Here is a 19,846-nt window from a genome sequence, read left to right as displayed (position 1 = left end):
CTCGGGTCGCACGGGACCGCGTCTCCGACCGCGCGACGGGTGACACGAGGCGGGTCGGACCCACCTGGTCGGGTAACGTCCACACGGCCCACGAACCGCTGCGCGCAGGCGCGCGGGTTCGGATCGTTCACGAGAGGAAGCACCAGTGCCCACCACCGGACCGTTCGCCGTCGGCGACCGGGTTCAGCTGACCGATGCCAAGGGGCGCAAGTTCACGGTGCTGCTCGACGAGGGAAAGCAGTTCCACACCCACCGCGGGGCGATCTCCCACGACGATCTGATCGGCTCGCCCGAAGGCAGCATCGTCTCCGCGACCAGCGGGACCCAATATCTCGCGTTGCGGCCGCTGCTGGTCGACTACGTGCTGTCGATGCCGCGCGGAGCCCAGGTCATCTACCCCAAGGACGCGGCGCAGATCGTGCTCGAGGGCGATATCTTCCCGGGTGCGCGGGTGCTCGAGGCCGGTGCCGGGTCGGGTGCGCTGACGTGTTCGCTGCTGCGGGCGGTCGGTGCCGACGGCGAGGTCGTCTCCTACGAGATCCGGGATGACCACGCCGAGTACGCGACCCGCAACGTCGAGACCTTCTTCGGCGGACGCCCGGACAACTGGCACCTGACGGTCGACGACCTGGCCAACGTGGATTCCGACGAACGGTTCGACCGGGTCATCCTGGACATGCTCGCGCCGTGGGAACCCCTCGACGTGGTCCGCACGGTGTTGAAACCAGGCGGGGTCTTGACGGTGTACGTGGCAACCGTCACCCAGCTGTCCCGGGTGATGGAGGCCCTGCGCGAACAGGAGTGCTGGACCGAGCCCCGGGCCTGGGAGACTCTGCTGCGCGAGTGGAGTGCGGTGGGCCTCGCGGTGCGGCCCGAACACAAAATGCAAGGCCACACCGCCTTTCTGATCACCGCCCGGCGGCTGGCCGACGGGACCACCACGTTGCGCCCGCAGCGTCGACCCAGCAAGGGCTGACCCCGTCCGAGGTCGCGGTGAAACATCGCGAATACGTTGCGAAGACGCACATTTAACACACCGTCAACACCGGCGATTGCGCGGCAGACGGCGATTCCGCGTCGCGGCCGGTAGCGTAGGGATACGGCGCGAGCATTCCGATCGAGGGATCGGGTGATTGCCGGCGAGAGGAGTCAGCAATGACCGAATCTGACCGCCACGACGCACTGGGGGACCGCGGGGTTCCCGAGAGCGCCAGTGCATCCGACGAGGGCTTCGTCCCCGCCTACACTCCGCCCCCGCCGCGGAGCGGCTCCGAGTCGCCGCTGTCGCGGAGCGGCTCGGACTCGTCTGCGCGCGGCGCAGCCGGCCGGCCGGCCGGGGACCTCCAGGAGCGAGTGGACAGTCTCACCGCACGCAACGCGAAGCTGCTCGACACTCTCAAGGAAGCCCGACAGCAACTCATCGCCCTTCGCGAAGAGGTCGACCGGCTCGGTCAGCCGCCGAGCGGCTACGGCGTACTGCTGGACGTGCATCCAGACGCCACCGTCGACGTGTTCACCTCCGGCCGCAAGATGCGGCTCACCTGTTCGCCGAACATCGACACCGAGACGCTGACCAAGGGCCAGACCCTGCGCCTGAACGAGGCGCTGACCATCGTCGAGGCCTGCGAGTTCGACACCGTCGGCGAGATCAGCACGCTGCGCGAGGTGCTCGGCGACGGCAAGCGCGCCCTGGTCGTCGGTCACGCCGACGAGGAGCGGGTGGTCTGGCTGGCCGAGCCGCTCCTGGGCGAGGTCGACGGAGAGGACGGCCTGCGCCGCAAGCTGCGTCCCGGTGACTCGCTGCTCATCGACACCAAGGCCGGTTTCGCGTTCGAGCGGGTGCCCAAGGCCGAGGTCGAGGACCTCGTCCTCGAAGAGGTCCCCGACGTCGGATACGAGGACATCGGTGGTCTGGGTCGTCAGATCGAGCAGATCCGCGACGCCGTCGAACTGCCGTTCCTGCACAAGGACCTGTTCCGCGACTACCAGCTGCGTCCGCCGAAGGGTGTGCTGCTCTACGGTCCGCCCGGGTGTGGCAAGACGCTCATCGCCAAGGCCGTGGCCAACTCCCTGGCGAAGAAGATCGCGCAGGTGCGCGGCGACGACGCCAAGGAGGCGAAGTCGTACTTCCTCAACATCAAGGGCCCCGAACTGCTCAACAAGTTCGTCGGTGAGACCGAACGCCACATCCGGCTGATCTTCCAGCGGGCGCGTGAGAAGGCCTCGGAGGGCACTCCGGTCATCGTCTTCTTCGACGAGATGGACTCGATCTTCCGCACGCGCGGGTCGGGTGTCTCCTCCGATGTGGAGACGACCGTCGTCCCGCAGCTGCTCAGCGAGATCGACGGCGTCGAGGGTCTCGAGAACGTCATCGTGATCGGTGCGTCGAACCGCGAGGACATGATCGACCCGGCCATCCTGCGCCCGGGCCGTCTCGACGTGAAGATCAAGATCGAGCGTCCCGACGCCGAGTCGGCGATCGACATCTTCTCCAAGTACCTCACCGAGGAGCTGCCCATCCACGCCGACGACATCGGCGAGTTCGGCGGTGACCGCACGGCCTGCGTCAACGCGATGATCGAGAAGGTCGTCGAGCGGATGTACGCCGAGAGCGAGGACAACCGGTTCCTCGAGGTGACGTACGCCAACGGCGACAAAGAGATCATGTACTTCAAGGACTTCAACTCCGGCGCGATGATCCAGAACGTCGTCGACCGCGCCAAGAAGTACGCGATCAAGTCCCAACTCGACACGGGTGCACCGGGTCTGCGCGTCCAGCATCTCTTCGATTCCATCCTCGACGAGTTCGCAGAGAACGAGGACCTGCCCAACACGACCAACCCCGACGACTGGGCCCGGATCTCGGGCAAGAAGGGTGAGCGGATCGTCTACATCCGCACGCTGGTCACGGGCAAGAGCGCGGGCGCGAGCCGGGCCATCGACACCGAGACCAACACAGGCCAGTACCTGTAGCGACAGACGACTCCGCCGAGCAGACAGCCGACTCCCACGGGGTCGGCTGTCTGCTCGACAGAACGGCGTGAACAGCCTCTTCACGCACTAGAGTTGTCGGCGATGAACAGCACATCGATGACGCGTGGACGGGTGATCGTCGACGGTGGGGCACCGCACCCACTGGGCGGGTCCCGCCGCGTCACCCTGGGCCGGGAACCCGACAACGACATCGTGATCAACCATCCGACGGTGTCGCGTCGACATCTCGCCATCGAGTGGCGCGGGGCGGCCTGGTTTCTGGTGGACATCGGCAGCACGAACGGCTTCTTCGTCAACGGTCAGCGGATGGCCGAGTTCATGGTGCCGGGCTCGATGCAGGTGCGCCTCGGAGACGTGAACACCGGTCCGGTGGTCGATCTCGTGGTCGACGTGCCCGTACCCGGTGGGCGGGCCCCCTCGAGTGGGCCCAATCCGGGCATGCCGTCCCGGCCGGTTCCGCCGGGCTCGCGCCCGATGCCCTCGGGTCAGCCGCCGTCGGGTCCGCGCTCGGCGGGCTTCCCGGGGACCGGGGTGCCGGCCTCCGGCCAGATGCCGGCGCGCGCACCCGGGGGTTACGATCGCGCCGGAAGCGGGCGGCAGTTCGGCGGCCTGGATCCGATGCCGCAGGAAGTGCTGAACGCGCCGCACCTGCAGGCGCTGCAGCAGAACGTGTCCGCGGTGTACCGGTTGCCCGGTGCGCCGACTCCGCCGGAGCGCGAGTCGATCTCACTGCGCGGGGTCCAGCGCATCGGACGCACCCCCGACAACGACATCGTGGTCAGCGACGTGCTCGCGTCTCGGCACCACGCCCAGGTGTCGAGCCGCGGGTCCGCCCTCGTGATCGAGGATCTCGGCAGCGTCAACGGGACCTTCGTCAACGGCCGGCGGGTGTCGAGCGCGCCCCTGACCGACGGTGACGTCGTCACGATCGGCAACAGCGACTTCGTGGTGTCCGGCGGCACCCTGATGCGCGGGCAGGAAAGTGCCGCGGTCGCCGACGGCCTGCACGTCCACGGGGTGAGCCTCGTCGTCGACGGCGGCAAGCGCCTGCTGGCCGATGTCGACTTCAGTGCCAGTCCCGGCACGTTGACCGCGGTGATCGGTCCCTCGGGCGCGGGCAAGTCGACGGTGTCGAAGATCGCGGCCGGACTCAATTCCCCGACAAGCGGTCTGGTCACCTTCGAGAGCCGCAACGTCCATGCCGAGTACGACGCGCTGCGCACCCGCATCGGGATGGTGCCGCAGAAAGACGTGCTGCACCACAAGCTCACGCTCCGGCAGGCGTTGCGCTACGCCGCCGAGCTGCGTCTGCCGCCCGACCTCTCGAAGGCCGACCGGGACCGGGTCATCGACGGGGTGCTCAGCGAACTCCAGCTGACCGAACACGTCGACACCCGGGTGGAGAAGTTGTCCGGCGGCCAGCAGAAGCGGGCGTCGGTGGCGATGGAGTTGCTGACCGGCCCGTCGCTGCTGATCCTCGACGAGCCGACCTCCGGTCTCGATCCCGCGCTCGATCGTCAGGTGATGGCAACACTCCGGCGGCTCGCCGACGCCGGACGCGTCGTTCTCGTGGTCACCCACTCGCTGACCTACCTGTCCATGTGCGACCAGGTGTTGCTGCTCGCACCCGGCGGCAAGACCTCGTTCTGCGGCCCACCCGCGCAGGTGCAGGGCGAGATGGGAACTTCCGACTGGGCCGAGATCTTCGCCTTCGTCGCCGACCAGCCGGACACGGCGCACATGCGGTATCTGGACCGGCATCGCCGTGCACCGAATCCGCCACCGCCGCAGCGTCCGCCGGGGCCGCCGATCCCGGTGCCGCACACGAGTTTCACCCGCCAGTCGTCGACCATCGCCCGACGGCAGGTGCGGCTGATCTTCGCCGACGTCGGGTACCTGGTCTTCCTCGTGTTGCTGCCCGTGGTGCTGGGGTTGCTCACCCTGGTGATCCCGGGTTCGAGCGGATTCGCGCGCCTCGAGGTGATCCCCAACGCGCCGCCACCGAAGGACGGTGCGGAGGCGATCCAGATCCTGGTCGTGCTGGTCGTCGGCGCCGCGTTCATGGGAGCCGCGCTGACCGTGCGCGATCTGGTCGGTGAGCGCGACATCTTCGAACGTGAGCGTGCCGTCGGATTGCGCCCCGGCGCATACCTGTTCGCGAAGATCGCCGTGTTCTTCGTCGCCGCCGTGCTGCAGACGATCATCATGGTCGGCATCACCTTCGCCGGCCGTGGGCTGCCCGACTTCGGCGGCCCGATCCTGCCGCCGCCGCTCGCGTTGCTCGTCGCGGTGTCCGTGCTGGCCTGTGTGAGCACCCTCGTCGGACTCGCCATCTCCTCGGCGGTCAAGTCCAACGAGCAGGTCATGCCGCCACTGGTCATCGTCGTCATGGTCCAGCTGGTGTTCTGCGGCGGTCTGTTCAAGCTCGACGGCATCGGACTCGAGCAGCTGTCGTGGATCTTCCCGTCGTTCTGGGGTTACGTGGCCGCAGCCGGCAGCGTCGATCTGTACACCATCAACGTCGCCGCCCCGCAGCGGATCACGCTGTGGGAGACCTCGGTCGCGCACACCGCGCTGGCCTACGGCGTCCTCGCGGTGATCAGCGCGCTCTTGCTCGCCTTCACCTATTCGCGTGTGCGACTCAAGAAGCGCTGACGCGCGAGAGGTCGAGCGAGGCGAACCCCGGCAGGTGTAGTGCGTCGTTGCGCCTGACACAACGACGCACTACATCTGCGGACACGCTCACCCGGTCGTCGTCGGGAACCGTACGAAGCCGAGTTCGGACTCGGACGACAGCTGCGGATGACGCGGCAGAACTCGGACGGTGTAACCGAGATGGCCGGACGCCGACGGCGGCACGAGTGCGGTGAACACCACCCGGTCCGACGCGTCGCGGTCGGCTTCGGGCGTCATGGCCGTGAACGTCGGATCGAGGATGTCGCCGTCATCGCCGACCCTGCCGAGCACGACCTGTACCGTCACCGACTCGGGAGCCAGGTCGCCGAGTGCGACATGAGCCGTGACGTGCAGACCATCCGCGCGCCTCTCGTCCTCGACACCGGCGACGAGGACCGAGGACCACCCCGTCTCCAATGCTCGGCGGTAGGCCGCGAGGTCGCGTGCCCCCGCGTTGGAGTCGGCGCACGCGGACTCGTAGGACCGGGCGGCCGGGCAGTAGAGCTCGGTGGTGTAGTCGCGGACCATTCGTGACGCCAACACCCGTGGCCCGAGTCGGGTGAGTGTGTGCCGCATCATCTCCACCCACCGGCGGGGTACACCGTCGCCGTCGCGGCGGTAGAACAGCGGGATCACCGTCTCCTCCAAGAGCGTGTACAACGCCTGCGCCTCGAGATCGTCGCGGCGGTGCTCGTCGGCGATCCCCTCCGCCGACGGGATGGCCCAGCCGTTCTCGCCGTCGGCCATCTCGTCCCACCAGCCGTCGAGGATCGACAGGTTGAGTCCGCCGTTGAGCGCCGACTTCATCCCCGACGTCCCGCAGGCCTCCATCGGCCGTACCGGATTGTTCAGCCACACATCACAACCCGCGTAGATCGCGCGCGCCATCGCGATGTCGTAGTCGGGGAGGAACACGATCCGGTCGCGCAGTTCCGGGTCCTCGGTGAACCGCACGACCTGCTGGATCAGCGACTTGCCGCCGTCGTCGGCGGGATGCGCCTTGCCCGCGATGACGAGCTGTACCGGACGATCGGGGTCGGTGAGGATGGCGCGCATGCGCTCGGGATCGCGGAGCATCAGGGTGAGGCGCTTGTAGGTCGCCGCGCGCCGCGCGAATCCGATCGTCAGCACACGCGGGTCGAACAGGTCGGCGGTCCAGCCCAGTTCGGCGTGGGTGAAGCCCCGTTCGAGGCCGCTCGCGAGCGCACGGCGGCGCACCTCGCCGACGAGCCTCGAGCGCAACTCCTCGTGTGTACGCCAGATGGTGTCATCGGACAGGCCCGCGTACACCTCAGGCGCGGAATCCTCGTCCCCGCCGGCGAAGTCGCGCCACTCCGGGGCCACCCAGGTCGGTCCGTGCACACCGTTGGTGACCGCCCCGATGGGGACGTCGGCGGCGTCGAACCCCGGCCAGAGGTCGGCGAACATCTCGCGACTCACCTCGCCGTGCAGTTGCGAGACCCCGTTGCTGCGCTGTCCGAGCCGAAAGCCCATGTGTGCCATGTTGAACACCCCGGGGTCCGCCTCGTCGCCGAGTTCGGCGACCGTCGCCGCGCTCAGCCCCGGCAGCAGCCGGGACCGACCGTCCGCGTCGGCGTCGAGGTATCGGGCGACGAGGTCGGCGGGGAACCGGTCGATACCGGCCGGGACCGGGGTGTGGGTCGTGAACACGTTCGACGCCCGGACCACCGCCTCCGCGGTGTCGAAGTCGAGCCCGCCCGCCACGAGTTCCCGGATGCGTTCCACACCGAGGAAGCCCGCGTGTCCCTCGTTCATGTGAAACACCGTCGGCTCGGCCCGGCCTGTGAGCCGCACGTACTCGCGGAGTGCGCGGACACCGCCGATGCCCAGCAGGATCTCCTGCGCGATGCGGTGTTCCTGGTCGCCGCCGTAGAGCCGGTCGGTCACCGCGCGCAGGACGGCGCCGTCGGGCTGGTCGTCGTTGTGGGCGATGTCGGAGTCGAGGAGCAGCAACGGGATTCGCCCCACGGTCGCGATCCACACCTGTGCCGACAACGTGGCGCCACCGGGCATCGCCACCTCGATGATCACGGGGTCGGCGTCGCTGCCCGCGTCCCCGAGAAGCGTGAGCGGGAGTTCGTCGGGATCGTTGACCGGATACCGCTCGATCTGCCAGCCGTCGTGGTCGAGGCCCTGGCGGAAGTACCCGGAGCGGTACAGCAATCCGACGCCGATCAGTGGCAGCCCGAGGTCGGAGGCCGCCTTGAGGTGATCGCCGGCGAGGATGCCGAGGCCGCCCGAGTAGATCGGCAGGACCTCGGAGACGCCGAACTCCATGGAGAAGTACGCGATTCCCGGCGGCACCACCCGGTCGGTGCCCGCATCGTCGCGCGCCGGTGATTCCGCCGCGTACCGCTGAAACCACTGCGGGGCGTCGAGATACTGCCGGAGGTCGGCAGACGCGTCGGCCACCCGCGCGACGAAGTCCTCGTCGGAAGCCAGTTCGGTCAGTCGCGCCGGGTCGGCGTCGGCGAGGACCCGCAGCGGGTCGCCGGTCGAGGACCACAGCGCCGGGTCGATCGTCGCGAACAGTTCCTGGGTGGGGAGATGCCACGCCCAACGCAGGTTGGAGGCCAGCGGCGCGAGGTCGGCGATCCGGTCGGGCAGCGGGACTCGAACGGTGAACCGGCGGAATGCTTTCACGGCGTCGACCGTACTCAGCACCTGCGGTGGTTGCGACCGGTGGCAAGTGAACATCTACCCTCGAAGGATGCAGCGAATCATCGGGACCGAGGTCGAGTACGGAATCTCCGCGCCCGGCGACCCGACCGCGAACCCGATCATGACGTCCACCCAGGCCGTTCTCGCCTACGCGGCGGCCGCCGGTGTGCCGCGCGCGAAGCGCACACGCTGGGATTACGAGGTGGAGTCGCCGCTGCGCGATGCCCGTGGCTTCGACCTCGGCCGCGGCTCCGGGCCGGCCCCGATCATCGACGCCGACGAGATCGGCGCGGCCAACATGATCCTCACCAACGGCGCTCGGCTCTACGTCGACCACGCCCATCCCGAGTACTCCGCGCCTGAGGTCACGGACCCGATGGATGCGGTCATCTGGGACAAGGCAGGCGAGCGCGTGATGGAGGCCGCGGCCCGTCACGTCGCGAGCGTCCCCGGCGCCCCGAAGCTGCAGTTGTACAAGAACAACATCGACGGCAAGGGCGCGTCCTACGGCACCCACGAGAACTACCTCATGGCGCGGGAGACACCGTTCACCGCAGTCATCGCGGGGCTGACCACCTTCTTCGCGTCGCGCCAGGTGATCACCGGCTCGGGACGCGTGGGCATCGGCCAGTCCGGCGACGAGGCCGGCTACCAGCTGTCGCAGCGGTCGGACTACATCGAGGTCGAGGTCGGCCTCGAGACCACCCTCAAGCGCGGCATCATCAACACCCGGGACGAACCGCACGCCGACCCCGAGCGTTACCGGCGGCTGCACGTCATCATCGGCGACGCCAACCTCGCCGAGACCTCGACCTACCTCAAGGTCGGGACGACCGCGCTCGTCCTCGATCTCATCGAGGCCGGCGTCGACTTCTCCGACATCGAACTCGCGCGTCCGGTGCAGGCCGTGCACACCATCAGTCACGACCCGTCGCTCACGGCCACGGTCGCCCTGACCAACGGTCGCGAACTGACCGGACTGGCCCTGCAGCGGGAGTACCTGGAGCGCTGCCAGAAGTTCCACGAGCAGGAGCATTCCGACGACGAGCGCGCCGCCCACGTCCTGCAGACCTGGGCGGACGTGCTGGACCGCCTGGAGCGCGATCCGATGGAGTGCGCCGACATCCTCGACTGGCCCGCGAAGCTGCGCATCCTCGAGGGCTTCCGCCAGCGCGAGAACCTGTCGTGGTCGGCGCCCCGTCTGCAGCTCATCGACCTGCAGTACTCCGACGTCCGGCTCGACAAGGGGCTGTACAACCGGCTCGTCGCGCGCGGGTCGATGAAGCGACTGGTCGACGAGAACGACGTCCTCGCCGCGATCAGCGAACCGCCGCGCGACACGCGGGCCTATTTCCGTGGCGAGTGCCTGCGCCGGTTCGGCGCCGACGTCGCGGCCGCGAGCTGGGATTCGGTCATCTTCGACCTCGGTGGGGACTCGCTGGTCCGCATCCCGACCCTCGAGCCGCTGCGCGGCACCGCGGCACACGTCGGCAAGCTCCTCGACTCGGTGGACTCGGCCGCCGAACTGGTGGATCAGCTCACCACCTGACATGCCGCGGCGCCCCGCGCCCATCTCCGCGGCGCCCCGCGCCCATCTCGGCCGCGCCCCGCGCCTATCTCCGGCGTGCTTGTGCTTCGTTCCGCCACACTTGTCGCCCCCACAGGTAGTGTGGGAGCACACGATTCCGCAGGGTCGAGACACGAGGGATCACCGTCGCGGCAGCGACACCCGGATTACCGTCGCGGCAGCGACACCGGATGGCTGCCGCGACAGCGACACCCGATCCCGACTCCTCGACCGCGGTAGCCCGCCAAGGGGCGATCGGTTTCAAGGAGGCAGCAGATGGCGCAGGAACAGACCAAGCGTGGTGGCGGCGGCGACGACGAGGGCGTGGGCCCCGATTCCGGCGCCGGGCAAGAGCGTCGCGAGAAGCTGGCCGAGGACACCGACGACCTGCTCGACGAGATCGACGACGTGCTGGAGGAGAACGCCGAGGACTTCGTGCGCGCCTACGTCCAGAAGGGCGGCCAGTGAGCGACAGGTTCGGTTCACTGCCCCCGCTGTCCTCATCCCGTTCCGGTTCCTCGTTCGGCGCCGACATCTCGTCGTTCACCGAGTTCCTCCGGACCCATGCACCCGACCAGCTGCCGCAGGCCCAGGTAGACCGCGTGGGGTCGTTCGCCGGCGGCACCGACGGGGCCGGTGACATCCCGCACGGCACCACGATCGTCGCGGTGTCGTACCCGGGTGGGGTGATCCTCGCGGGCGACCGCCGGGCGACGATGGGCAATCTCATCGCTACGCGGGACGTCAAGAAGGTCTACATCACCGACGAGTACTCGGCGGCCGGTATCGCCGGCACCGCCGGGATCGCGATCGAGATGGTGCGCCTGTTCACCGTCGAACTCGAGCACTACGAGAAGATCGAGGGCGTCCCCCTGACGCTGGACGGCAAGGTCAGCCGTCTGGCGTCGATGGTTCGGGGCAACCTCGGCGCCGCCCTGCAGGGTCTCGCAGCCATCCCGCTGCTCGTCGGCTACGACATCGATCACGACGATCCGACCGAACGCGGACGCATCTTCAGCTTCGACGTCGCGGGCGACCGGCACGAGGAGTTCGGCGGTTACACGGCCATCGGCTCGGGGTCGGTGTTCGCCAAGTCCTCGCTCAAGAAGCTGTACCGGCCCGACCTGACCGCCGACGAGGCGCTCGCGATCGCCGTCGAGTCGCTCTACGACGCCGCCGACGACGACTCGGCCACCGGTGGACCCGATCTGGTCCGCAAGATCTTCCCGATGGCCGCGATCGTCGGAGCCGACGGAGCCCGGGAGGTGGACGCGACCGACATCGAGGCGGCGGCACGCGCCGTCATCGAACGCCGTGGTGCCGAGCACGAGGGGGGTGCCCGATGACATTCCCGTATTACGCCAGCGCCGAGCAGATCATGCGCGATCGCTCCGAGCTCGCCCGCAAGGGCATCGCCCGGGGGCGGAGCGTCGTGATCCTGACCTTCGCCGACGGCGTCCTGTTCGTCGCCGAGAACCCGTCGAACACACTTCGCAAGACCAGCGAGATCTACGACCGGATCGGTTTCGCGGCGGTGGGCAAGTACAACGAGTTCGAGAGCCTGCGCAAGGCCGGCATCCAGATCGCGGACATGCGTGGCTACAGCTACGACCGGGCCGACGTGTCCGGGCTGTCACTGGCCAACACCTACGCCAACGCGCTGGGCAGCGTCTTCACCGAGCAGGCCAAGCCGTTCGAGGTGGAACTCTGCGTCGCCGAGGTCGCCCGCCCGGGCAAACCGAAGCGTTCGCAGCTGTACCGGATCTCCTACGACGGGTCGATCACGGACGAGACCCGCTTCCTCGTGATGGGCGGTGCGACCGAACCGATCGCGGCGGCCCTCAAGGAGAGCTACGAACCCGACATGGAACTCGGCCGCGCCATCGGCGTCGCGGTGACCGCACTGACGGCCCCGGCCGACAGCGGCAACGGGGCCCCGGCCGAACGGCGGGTGCTGGCCGCGGGCGACCTCGAGGTCGCCGTCCTCGACCACAACCGTCCGCGGCGCGCGTTCCGGCGCCTGACGACGTCTGCGGTCGAGGGCCTGCTCCCGACGGTCGCCGGGGCCCAGGCCTCGGATACCCAGGCCTCGGATACCCAGGCCTCGGATACCCAGGACTCGGATACACAGTCCGGTTCCGACGAAGCCCCTGGTGAGAAGCCGTCTCCCGAACAGTGACGAGAACGCCGCGGGTCGCGGCGACCGGTGCGTGTCGACCGGTCCGCCGCGGTCCGCGCGAGTAGGGTTGGTCAAGTGCAGCGACGAATCATGGGCATCGAGACCGAGTTCGGTGTCACGTGCACCTTCCACGGCCACCGCCGGCTGAGCCCGGACGAGGTCGCGCGCTATCTCTTCCGCCGGGTCGTGTCCTGGGGCCGGTCGTCGAACGTCTTCTTGCAGAACGGCGCCCGCCTCTATCTGGACGTGGGCTCGCACCCCGAATACGCGACGGCGGAGTGCGACAGTCTCATCCAGCTGATCAATCACGACCGGGCCGGCGAGCTCGTTCTCGAGGACCTGCTCGTCGACGCCGAACAGCGCCTCGCCGACGAGGGCATCGGCGGCGACATCTACCTGTTCAAGAACAACACCGACTCGGCAGGCAACTCCTATGGATGCCACGAGAACTACCTCGTCGTCCGGGCGGGGGAGTTCTCCCGCATCTCCGACGTCCTGCTGCCGTTCCTCGTCACGCGCCAGCTGATCTGTGGCGCAGGAAAGGTGCTGCAGACCCCCAAGGCGGCGACCTTCTGCCTGTCGCAGCGCGCCGAGCACATCTGGGAGGGCGTCTCCTCGGCGACCACCCGCTCGCGCCCGATCATCAACACACGCGACGAGCCGCACGCCGACGCCGAGAAGTACCGCAGGCTGCACGTCATCGTCGGTGACTCGAACATGTCCGAGATGACGACCCTCCTCAAGGTCGGCTCGGCGGCACTCGTACTGGAGATGATCGAGGCAGGCGTTGCATTCCGGGACTTCGCGCTCGACAACCCGATCCGCGCGATCCGGGAGGTCAGCCACGACCCGACCGGCCGACGTCCGGTTCGCCTCGCCGGTGGTCGGCAGGCCAGTGCTCTCGACATCCAGCGCGAGTATCACGCCCGCGCCGTCGAACACCTCACCAACCGACGTCCCGACCCCGAGATGGACATGGTCGTGGACCTGTGGGGTCGCATGCTCGATGCCGTGGAGAGCGACGACTTCGCCAAGGTCGACACCGAGGTCGACTGGGTCATCAAGCGCAAGCTCTTCGAGCGCTACCAGGACCGGTACTCGATGGAACTGTCGGATCCGAAGATCGCGCAACTCGATCTGGCCTTCCACGACATCAAACGCGGACGCGGCGTCTTCGACGTCCTGATGCGCAAGGGCCTGGTCGCCCGGGCGACCACGGACGAGGCCATCAAGACCGCGGTCAACGAGCCGCCCCAGACGACCCGCGCCAAGCTCCGTGGCGATTTCATCTCGGCCGCGCAGAAGGCCGGCCGCGACTTCACCGTCGACTGGGTGCACCTCAAACTCAACGACCAGGCTCAGCGGACGGTGTTGTGCAAGGACCCGTTCCGCAGCGTCGACGAGCGCGTCGACCGCCTCATCGCCTCGATGTGAGCACCGGTATACCGGCCGACGCCGCGTGCCTCCGTACGCGGCGAACGGCCACGTTCTAACCTGACTCGGTGGCAACCCCCAAAGTCGAGCGTCTGCTCAACCTCGTCATCTGCCTGCTGTGGACGCGGCAGTACGTCACCGCCGACTACATCCGCCGCAACGTCGCGGGCTACTCGGATGACGGGCAGTCCGACGAGGCGTTCAACCGGATGTTCGAGCGGGACAAGAACGAGTTGCGCGACCTCGGGATCCCGCTCGTCACCGGCCGGTCGCCGATGGCCGCCGGCGCCGAGGGATACCGCATCGACCGCGATTCCTACGAGCTGCCCGAGATCTCCCTGGAGTCCGACGAGGCGGCGGCCATCGCCATGGCCGCCGCGCTGTGGGACACGCCGGAGGTCTCGACGCTGTCCCAGACGGCGATCCTCAAGTTGCGGGCCGCGGGGCTGGATGTCCGTTCCGAGGACGATCTGGGGATCACCACGGGCGGGTCGTCGCGATCACTCGGGTCCGAAGAAGTCATCGCGGGTCTGCTCGCCGCGGTCCAGGACGGGCGTGCCGTCGAGTTCCGGCATCGGTCGTCGGCGGCCGCCGCGCCGACCACGCGGCGCGTCGAACCGTGGGGAGTGGTGTCCCATCGGGGTCGGTGGTACCTCGTCGGGCACGACCGGGATCGCGACGCCACCCGGACCTTCCGGCTGTCGCGCATCGCGGCGGTTTCCGCGGTCGGCGCCGCTGACGCGGTGGTGGTCCCGGCCGGCACCGATCTCCAGCAGATCGTCTCCGCCGCCGTCGATTCCGCGTCCGGGTCCGACGGCCGGACCGCGCGGATCTGGGTGGCGGCCGACCGGGCGTTCGGCGTGCGTCGCGCTGCGACGGCAACCGAGCCCGCCGACTTCGACGGCGAACCCGGCGACATCGTCACCCTCGAGATCCACTCGCTGACCGCGGTTGCCCGCATGGTCCTGGGTGTGGGCCGGGACGCGGTCGTCCTGGATCCGCCGGAGCTGCGCGAACTCGTCGTCGCGAGCCTCGACCGCCTGAGCGGGGTGAGCGCCTGATGGCCGCCGCAGCACCGTCGCGCCTCAACCGGCTGCTGGCGATGGTCCCGTACTTCCAGGCCCGCCGCGGCATCTCGATCGTGCAGGCCGCGGCCGAACTCGGGGTCACCCAGGCACAGCTCACCAAAGATCTCGAGCTGCTCTTCGTCTGCGGGCTGCCCGGCTACTACCCCGATGACCTCATCGAGCTCGAGTTCAGCGAGGGCTTCGTGACGGTCGGCTTCACCGCCGGCATGGACCGGCCGTTGCGGCTGACGACCGTCGAGGCCAGCACGCTCCTCGTCGCATTACGGGCGCTGGTCGAGACGCCGGGTGTCGTCGACGTGGCCGCGGCGCGCCGGGCGATCGCGAAGATCGAGCAGGCGGTGGGTGCGACGGTGCCCGGGGTCGCGGGGGCGTCCGACGCGGCACCCGATCCGTCGGGGGAGAACCCGACGTATTCGACGATCCGCGAGGCCACCAAACAGGCGCGGGCACTGCGACTGCGCTACTACTCGGCCGGGCGCGACAGCGTCACCGACCGGGTGGTCGACCCGATCCGTCTCCAGGTCATGGACCAGCACACCTATCTGGAGGCCTGGTGCCGGATGGCCGAGGGGGTGCGACTGTTCCGGTTCGACCGGGTCGACACCGCGTCGGCCCTGGACGAGCCGAGCCGCCCGCCGGCCGAGGCCGCGGCGTCGAATCAGTCGGTGCTGGTGGCCGAGAACCCCGACCTCCCGGCCGTCGAGATCGAGATCGACGCCGACCATCTGTGGGTTCTCGACTACTACCCGCTCGACCCCGTCGAGAACGTCGAGGACCGACCCGACGCCGACTTGCCCGTCCGCGCCCGACTGGTCTACGGGTCGCCGGAGTGGCTCACCCGCTTCCTGCTCGGATTCGCCGGTGCCGTGCGGGTCGTCGACGAACCGACGGTCGCCGCTGCGGTCGCCGACTCCGCGGCAGCCGCACGCGCGCGCTATCGCTGAGGGTCACCGCCGCTGGGCTGGGGGGATCATCCCGCCTGGCCCCCTCCCGGCCGGCCGCATGTCGGGTAGCATTGGGCACTGTCTGATCCGATCTGAAGGGTGATCTCATGGGCTTCACGTCATGGTGGCACTGGGCGATCGTCGCCATTGTGCTGCTGATCCTGTTCGGCTCGAAGAAGCTGCCGGACGCCGCCCGAGGTCTGGGACAGTCGCTGCGCATCTTCAAGAGCGAGGTCAAGGAGATGCAGAAGGACGACGACAAGGACTCGCAGGCCACCGCCGACGCGACGCCGGCCGATCCGTCGCGGCGTGAGCTGCCCGCGGGTGACTCCACCCAGCCCACCACGCAGCGCGACGCCGACGTCAAGAAATCGGCTTAGGGGCGCGTCGGAGCATCGCCAGTGCGCTCTCTTCCGATTCCCCGACGACTCGACCCCCGGCAACGTAAGCGAAAGCTCAATCCCGACGGCACCATGTCGTTGGTCGAGCACCTGTACGAGTTGCGCACTCGTATGGTCATCTCGCTGCTCGCCATCATCGTCACCACGATCTTCGGGTTCGTCTGGTACAGCCACGGCTTCCTGGGTATCTCGTCGCTCGGCGACGTGCTGCGCGGACCGTACTGCGATCTGCCCGCGTCGTCGCGCGCGACGTTGACCCCGGACGATTCGTGCCGACTTCTCGCGACCGGTCCGTTCGACCAGTTCATGCTTCGTCTGAAGGTCGCGCTGACCGCGGGTGTCGTGCTCGCCTGCCCGGTCTGGATCTATCAGGTCTGGCAGTTCATCACTCCGGGTCTCCACTCCCACGAACGTCGCTACGGCATCATGTTCGTCGCGATGGCGACGACCCTCTTCGTCAGCGGCGCCGTGCTGGCCTACCTGGTGGTCGCCAAGGCCTTCGACTTCCTGTTGACCGTGGGCAACGAGGTCCAGGTCACGGCTCTGGCCGGTGACCAGTACTTCGGCTTCATGCTCAACGTGCTCGTGATCTTCGGCGTGAGTTTCGAACTCCCGCTGCTGATCATCGCGCTGAACGTGGTGGGCGTGCTGACGTACGCCCGGCTGAAGAGCTGGCGGCGTGGCCTCATCTTCGCGGTCTTCGTCTTCGCAGCCATCGCGACACCGGGACAGGACCCCTTCACGATGCTGGCCTTGGCGCTCGCGCTCACCGTGCTGCTCGAGTTCGCGATCCAGTTCGCACGCATCGTGGACAAGCGCAAGGCCAAGAAGGCGTCGGCCTGGGCCGATCTCTCCGATGACGAGGCCAGCCCGCTGCCGCCGACGAAGCCCATCGCTCCGGCGTCGCCGATCCCGGCTCCCGCGAGTCGTGTCGGCGCCGGTACGAGCCGTGCGTCGGCCCGCGAACGCGCAACCTTCGACGACGTCCTGTGACACAACTCGACTCGTTCACGTCGAGACTCGCTTTCCGGCTCGACGCCTTCCAGCTCCGGGCGTGCGAGGCACTCGAAGGCGGGCACGGCGTGCTGGTGTGCGCGCCGACCGGCGCGGGCAAGACCATCGTCGGCGAGTTCGCCGTGCATCTCGCGCTGGCCGGGGGCACGAAGTGCTTCTACACCACGCCGATCAAGGCCCTCAGCAACCAGAAGTACAACGACCTGGTGGCCGTTCACGGGTCCGAGTCGGTCGGGCTGCTGACCGGCGACAGCTCCATCAACTCGGATGCGCCGGTCGTCGTGATGACGACCGAGGTCGTACGCAACATGATCTATGCCGAATCGCGGGCGCTGGACGGGCTGTCGCACGTCGTCATGGACGAGGTGCACTTCCTGGCCGATCGGTTCCGCGGGGCCGTGTGGGAAGAGGTGATCCTGCACCTCGAACCGTCGGTGCGGGTGGTGAGTCTGTCGGCGACGGTGAGCAATGCCGAGGAGTTCGGCGACTGGATCCAGACGGTCCGCGGGGACACCTCGGTGATCGTCGACGAGCACCGGCCGGTCCCGCTGTCGCAGCACATGCTCGTCGGCCAGCGGTTGTTCGACCTGTTCGACCCGGCCGACACCGGACCGGCGCGCAAGGCCGGAACGCGCCCGCGGGTCAATCCGGAGCTGAAACGTCAGATCCGGCACCGAATCCTGATGGCCGACGACGAGCGGGAGTCGGCGCGCGGCCGCGGCCGAGGGCGCGGCAGCGGACCCCGCAGGCGGGACGGACGGGGACCGGCATTGTCCCGCCCGAACCTCGTCACGCGACTCGACCGGGAGGCCCTGCTCCCGGCCATCGGCTTCATCTTCTCGCGTGCCGGATGCGACGCCGCCCTGGCGCAGTGTCTGCGGTCGGGTCTCTCGCTCCTCACACCGGCGGAGATCGGTGAGGTCGACGCGATCGTCGACCGCCACCTCACCGAGTTGTCGCCGACCGACCTCGATGTGCTGGGGGTGCACGAATGGCGGGAGGGCCTGCGCCGCGGCCTCGCTTCCCACCACGCGGGCATGCTCCCGACATTCCGGCACACCGTCGAAGAACTGTTCGTGCGCGGACTGGTGCGCATGGTGTTCGCCACCGAAACCCTCGCGCTCGGCATCAACATGCCCGCCCGCTCGGTGGTTCTCGAGCGACTCGTCAAGTACAACGGCGAAGCCCACGTCGATCTGACCCCCGGCGAGTTCACGCAGCTGACCGGACGCGCCGGTCGTCGCGGGATCGACGTCGAGGGCCACGCGGTCGTCGTGTGGACACCCGAGGTGGTCCCGGAGGAGGTGGCCGGCCTCGCCGGTGCCCGGACCTTCCCGCTGCGCAGCTCGTTCTCGCCGGAGTACAACATGGCGGTCAACCTGCTCGGGCGGTTGGGCCTCGACGGCGCCCGCGAGCTGCTGCACCGATCGTTCGCGCAGTTCCAGGCCGACCGTTCGGTCGTCGGGCAGGCGCGGAAACTGGACGAGGCGCAGCGGGCGCTCCGTAAACTCGACGGCGAGCTCGCTCGCGCGGCGCAGGCACGCGGTCTGGAACCTGCTGAGGCTCAGTCGGATTCGGAGGACGAGCCCTACGCCGGGTTCCTCGGTTACGTCACCCTGCGCGAAGACATCCGGCGTCGCGAGCGAGATCTCAAGTACCGCAAGCGGGTCGACACGCACGACGCCATCACCGCCGACCTGGCGGCACTCAAACGCGGGCATGTCATCGGCGTTCCGGTCGGCCGGCACCGTGGTCTGGCGGTCATCATCGAACCGGCCACTCAGGCACAGGATCCCAAGCCGCTCGTGCTGACCGAGGACGCCTGGTGCGGACGCGTCGGCACCCGCGACTTCGTCAACCCGCCCGAGGTGCTGGGCAACATGCGGCTGCCGAAGAACGCGGACCGACGCACCGGCCGCGGGCGGCGCGATCTGGCGTCGGCGCTGCGCTCGACCGGCATCGAGATGCCGCGCGGACGCCAGAAGAAGCGCGCCGACGCCGCCGACGACACCGAGCTCGCGCACCTTCGGCGCACCTTGCGCGCGCATCCGGCGCATCAGCTGCCGAACGGCGACGACCTGTTCCGGCTCGCCGAACGCCGTAACCGGCTGGTGCGCGACATCGTCGACGCCGAGCGCAGTATCGGGGAGCGGACGTCGACGCTCGGCGTCACGTTCGATCACATCGTCGGCGTCCTCCGCGAACTGGGATACCTCGAACGCGTCGCCGAATCGACCGAGTCCACCGGCCACACGATGGCCGTGACGGACTCGGGCAAGCTTCTCGGCCGCATCTACAGCGAGAGCGACCTGGTGGTGACCGAGTGCATCCGGGCCGGCGTCTGGGACGACCTCTCCGCGGCCGACCTCGCCGCGGTGGTCGCGGCGCTCGTCTACGAGAGCCGGCGTGACAGTTACAGCGGAGTCGACGCGCTGCCGGGCAGCAGCTCGATGCGTGCCGCGATGGCGGCGACGGTGGAGATCTGGTCGCGGGTCACGGCGATCGAGCAGCGTCATCGGGTGAGTCCGACACGCGAACCCGACACCGGATTCTCGGTCGCCGTGGCGACCTGGGCCTCGGGACGCTCGCTCGGGGAGGCTCTGCTCCTGGCGGGTGAACGCGGGCAGCTGCTCTCGCCGGGCGACTTCGTGCGGTGGAACCGGCAGGTCGTGGATCTTCTCGAACAGATCCGGCTCGGGGTGGGGTCGGACACCCGCCTCGGCGGGACGGCGCGGGCAGCGGTCAAGGCGATCCGCCGCGGCGTGGTCGCCGCCGAACTCGGCTGAGCCGCCGCGCACCCGGCTGAGCCGCCGCGCACCCGGCTGAGTCGAGGAGGCCGGTCCGCGGGTGTCGGTTCACCGGACGAC

The 19,846-nt window shown here is 68.8% G+C and carries 14 protein-coding genes; 13 read left to right on the top strand and 1 reads right to left on the bottom strand.

The genetic code is table 11. From position 1 onward, the window contains the following. Positions 1-145 precede the first annotated feature (145 nt). The 3 genes from ABIC25_RS00380 to ABIC25_RS00370 all read left to right on the top strand — a co-directional run bounded on the left by ABIC25_RS00380 (position 146) and on the right by ABIC25_RS00370 (position 5,649). Entirely contained in the window at positions 146-976 is an 831-nt protein-coding gene (locus tag ABIC25_RS00380) for a tRNA (adenine-N1)-methyltransferase (RefSeq protein ID WP_354559495.1), read from the top strand. Between the two features lie 179 nt (positions 977-1,155). Further along, positions 1,156-2,973, top strand: a complete 1,818-nt coding sequence (arc, locus tag ABIC25_RS00375; RefSeq protein WP_354559493.1) for a proteasome ATPase — start codon at positions 1,156-1,158, stop codon at positions 2,971-2,973. A 117-nt stretch (positions 2,974-3,090) separates the two neighbouring features. Further along, on the top strand, positions 3,091-5,649 hold the full coding sequence (locus ABIC25_RS00370; RefSeq protein ID WP_354559834.1) for an FHA domain-containing protein: 2,559 nt from the start codon (positions 3,091-3,093) through the stop codon (positions 5,647-5,649). A gap of 87 nt (positions 5,650-5,736) precedes the next feature. On the opposite strand, the gene glgP is transcribed toward ABIC25_RS00370, so the two are convergent. Continuing rightward, complete coding sequence (gene glgP, locus ABIC25_RS00365) at positions 5,737-8,334, bottom strand: alpha-glucan family phosphorylase (protein WP_354559492.1); 2,598 nt, start codon at positions 8,332-8,334, stop codon at positions 5,737-5,739. A 67-nt stretch (positions 8,335-8,401) separates the two neighbouring features. Between glgP and dop the strand changes: the two genes are divergently transcribed. The 10 genes from dop (at position 8,402) to ABIC25_RS00315 (ending at position 19,765) form a co-directional block, all read left to right on the top strand. Continuing rightward, complete coding sequence (dop, locus tag ABIC25_RS00360) at positions 8,402-9,901, top strand: depupylase/deamidase Dop (RefSeq protein ID WP_004019065.1); 1,500 nt, start codon at positions 8,402-8,404, stop codon at positions 9,899-9,901. 294 nt (positions 9,902-10,195) lie between these two features. Beyond that, complete coding sequence (locus ABIC25_RS00355; protein ID WP_004019064.1) at positions 10,196-10,387, top strand: ubiquitin-like protein Pup; 192 nt, start codon at positions 10,196-10,198, stop codon at positions 10,385-10,387. Next, on the top strand, positions 10,384-11,265 hold the full coding sequence (prcB, locus tag ABIC25_RS00350) for a proteasome subunit beta (protein ID WP_239398691.1): 882 nt from the start codon (positions 10,384-10,386) through the stop codon (positions 11,263-11,265). The genes ABIC25_RS00355 and prcB overlap by 4 nt, the downstream gene beginning before the upstream one ends. Then, the gene (prcA, locus tag ABIC25_RS00345; RefSeq protein WP_354559491.1) at positions 11,262-12,098 is read left to right on the top strand and encodes a proteasome subunit alpha; all 837 of its coding nucleotides are present in this window, start codon (positions 11,262-11,264) and stop codon (positions 12,096-12,098) included. Before prcB ends, prcA begins: the two co-directional genes overlap by 4 nt. A gap of 75 nt (positions 12,099-12,173) precedes the next feature. After that, positions 12,174-13,532, top strand: a complete 1,359-nt coding sequence (gene pafA / locus ABIC25_RS00340) for a Pup--protein ligase (protein ID WP_354559490.1) — start codon at positions 12,174-12,176, stop codon at positions 13,530-13,532. A 68-nt stretch (positions 13,533-13,600) separates the two neighbouring features. Further along, on the top strand, positions 13,601-14,593 hold the full coding sequence (locus ABIC25_RS00335) for a helix-turn-helix transcriptional regulator (RefSeq protein WP_004019051.1): 993 nt from the start codon (positions 13,601-13,603) through the stop codon (positions 14,591-14,593). Then, on the top strand, positions 14,593-15,564 hold the full coding sequence (locus tag ABIC25_RS00330) for a helix-turn-helix transcriptional regulator (RefSeq protein ID WP_004019050.1): 972 nt from the start codon (positions 14,593-14,595) through the stop codon (positions 15,562-15,564). The genes ABIC25_RS00335 and ABIC25_RS00330 overlap by 1 nt, the downstream gene beginning before the upstream one ends. 107 nt (positions 15,565-15,671) lie before the next feature. Then, on the top strand, positions 15,672-15,944 hold the full coding sequence (gene tatA / locus ABIC25_RS00325; RefSeq protein WP_004019049.1) for a Sec-independent protein translocase subunit TatA: 273 nt from the start codon (positions 15,672-15,674) through the stop codon (positions 15,942-15,944). A 93-nt stretch (positions 15,945-16,037) separates the two neighbouring features. Then, entirely contained in the window at positions 16,038-16,958 is a 921-nt protein-coding gene (gene tatC / locus ABIC25_RS00320) for a twin-arginine translocase subunit TatC (protein ID WP_101818884.1), read from the top strand. Beyond that, positions 16,955-19,765, top strand: a complete 2,811-nt coding sequence (locus ABIC25_RS00315) for a DEAD/DEAH box helicase (RefSeq protein ID WP_354559488.1) — start codon at positions 16,955-16,957, stop codon at positions 19,763-19,765. The genes tatC and ABIC25_RS00315 overlap by 4 nt, the downstream gene beginning before the upstream one ends. Positions 19,766-19,846: the final 81 nt, after the last annotated feature.

The organism is Gordonia sp. PvP123, from assembly GCF_040547295.1.
In the GTDB taxonomy this organism is placed as follows: Bacteria; Actinomycetota; Actinomycetes; order Mycobacteriales; family Mycobacteriaceae; genus Gordonia; species Gordonia terrae.
The sequence above is the reverse complement of the archived record's forward strand: the minus strand, read 5'-3'. Positions and strand labels throughout refer to the sequence as shown.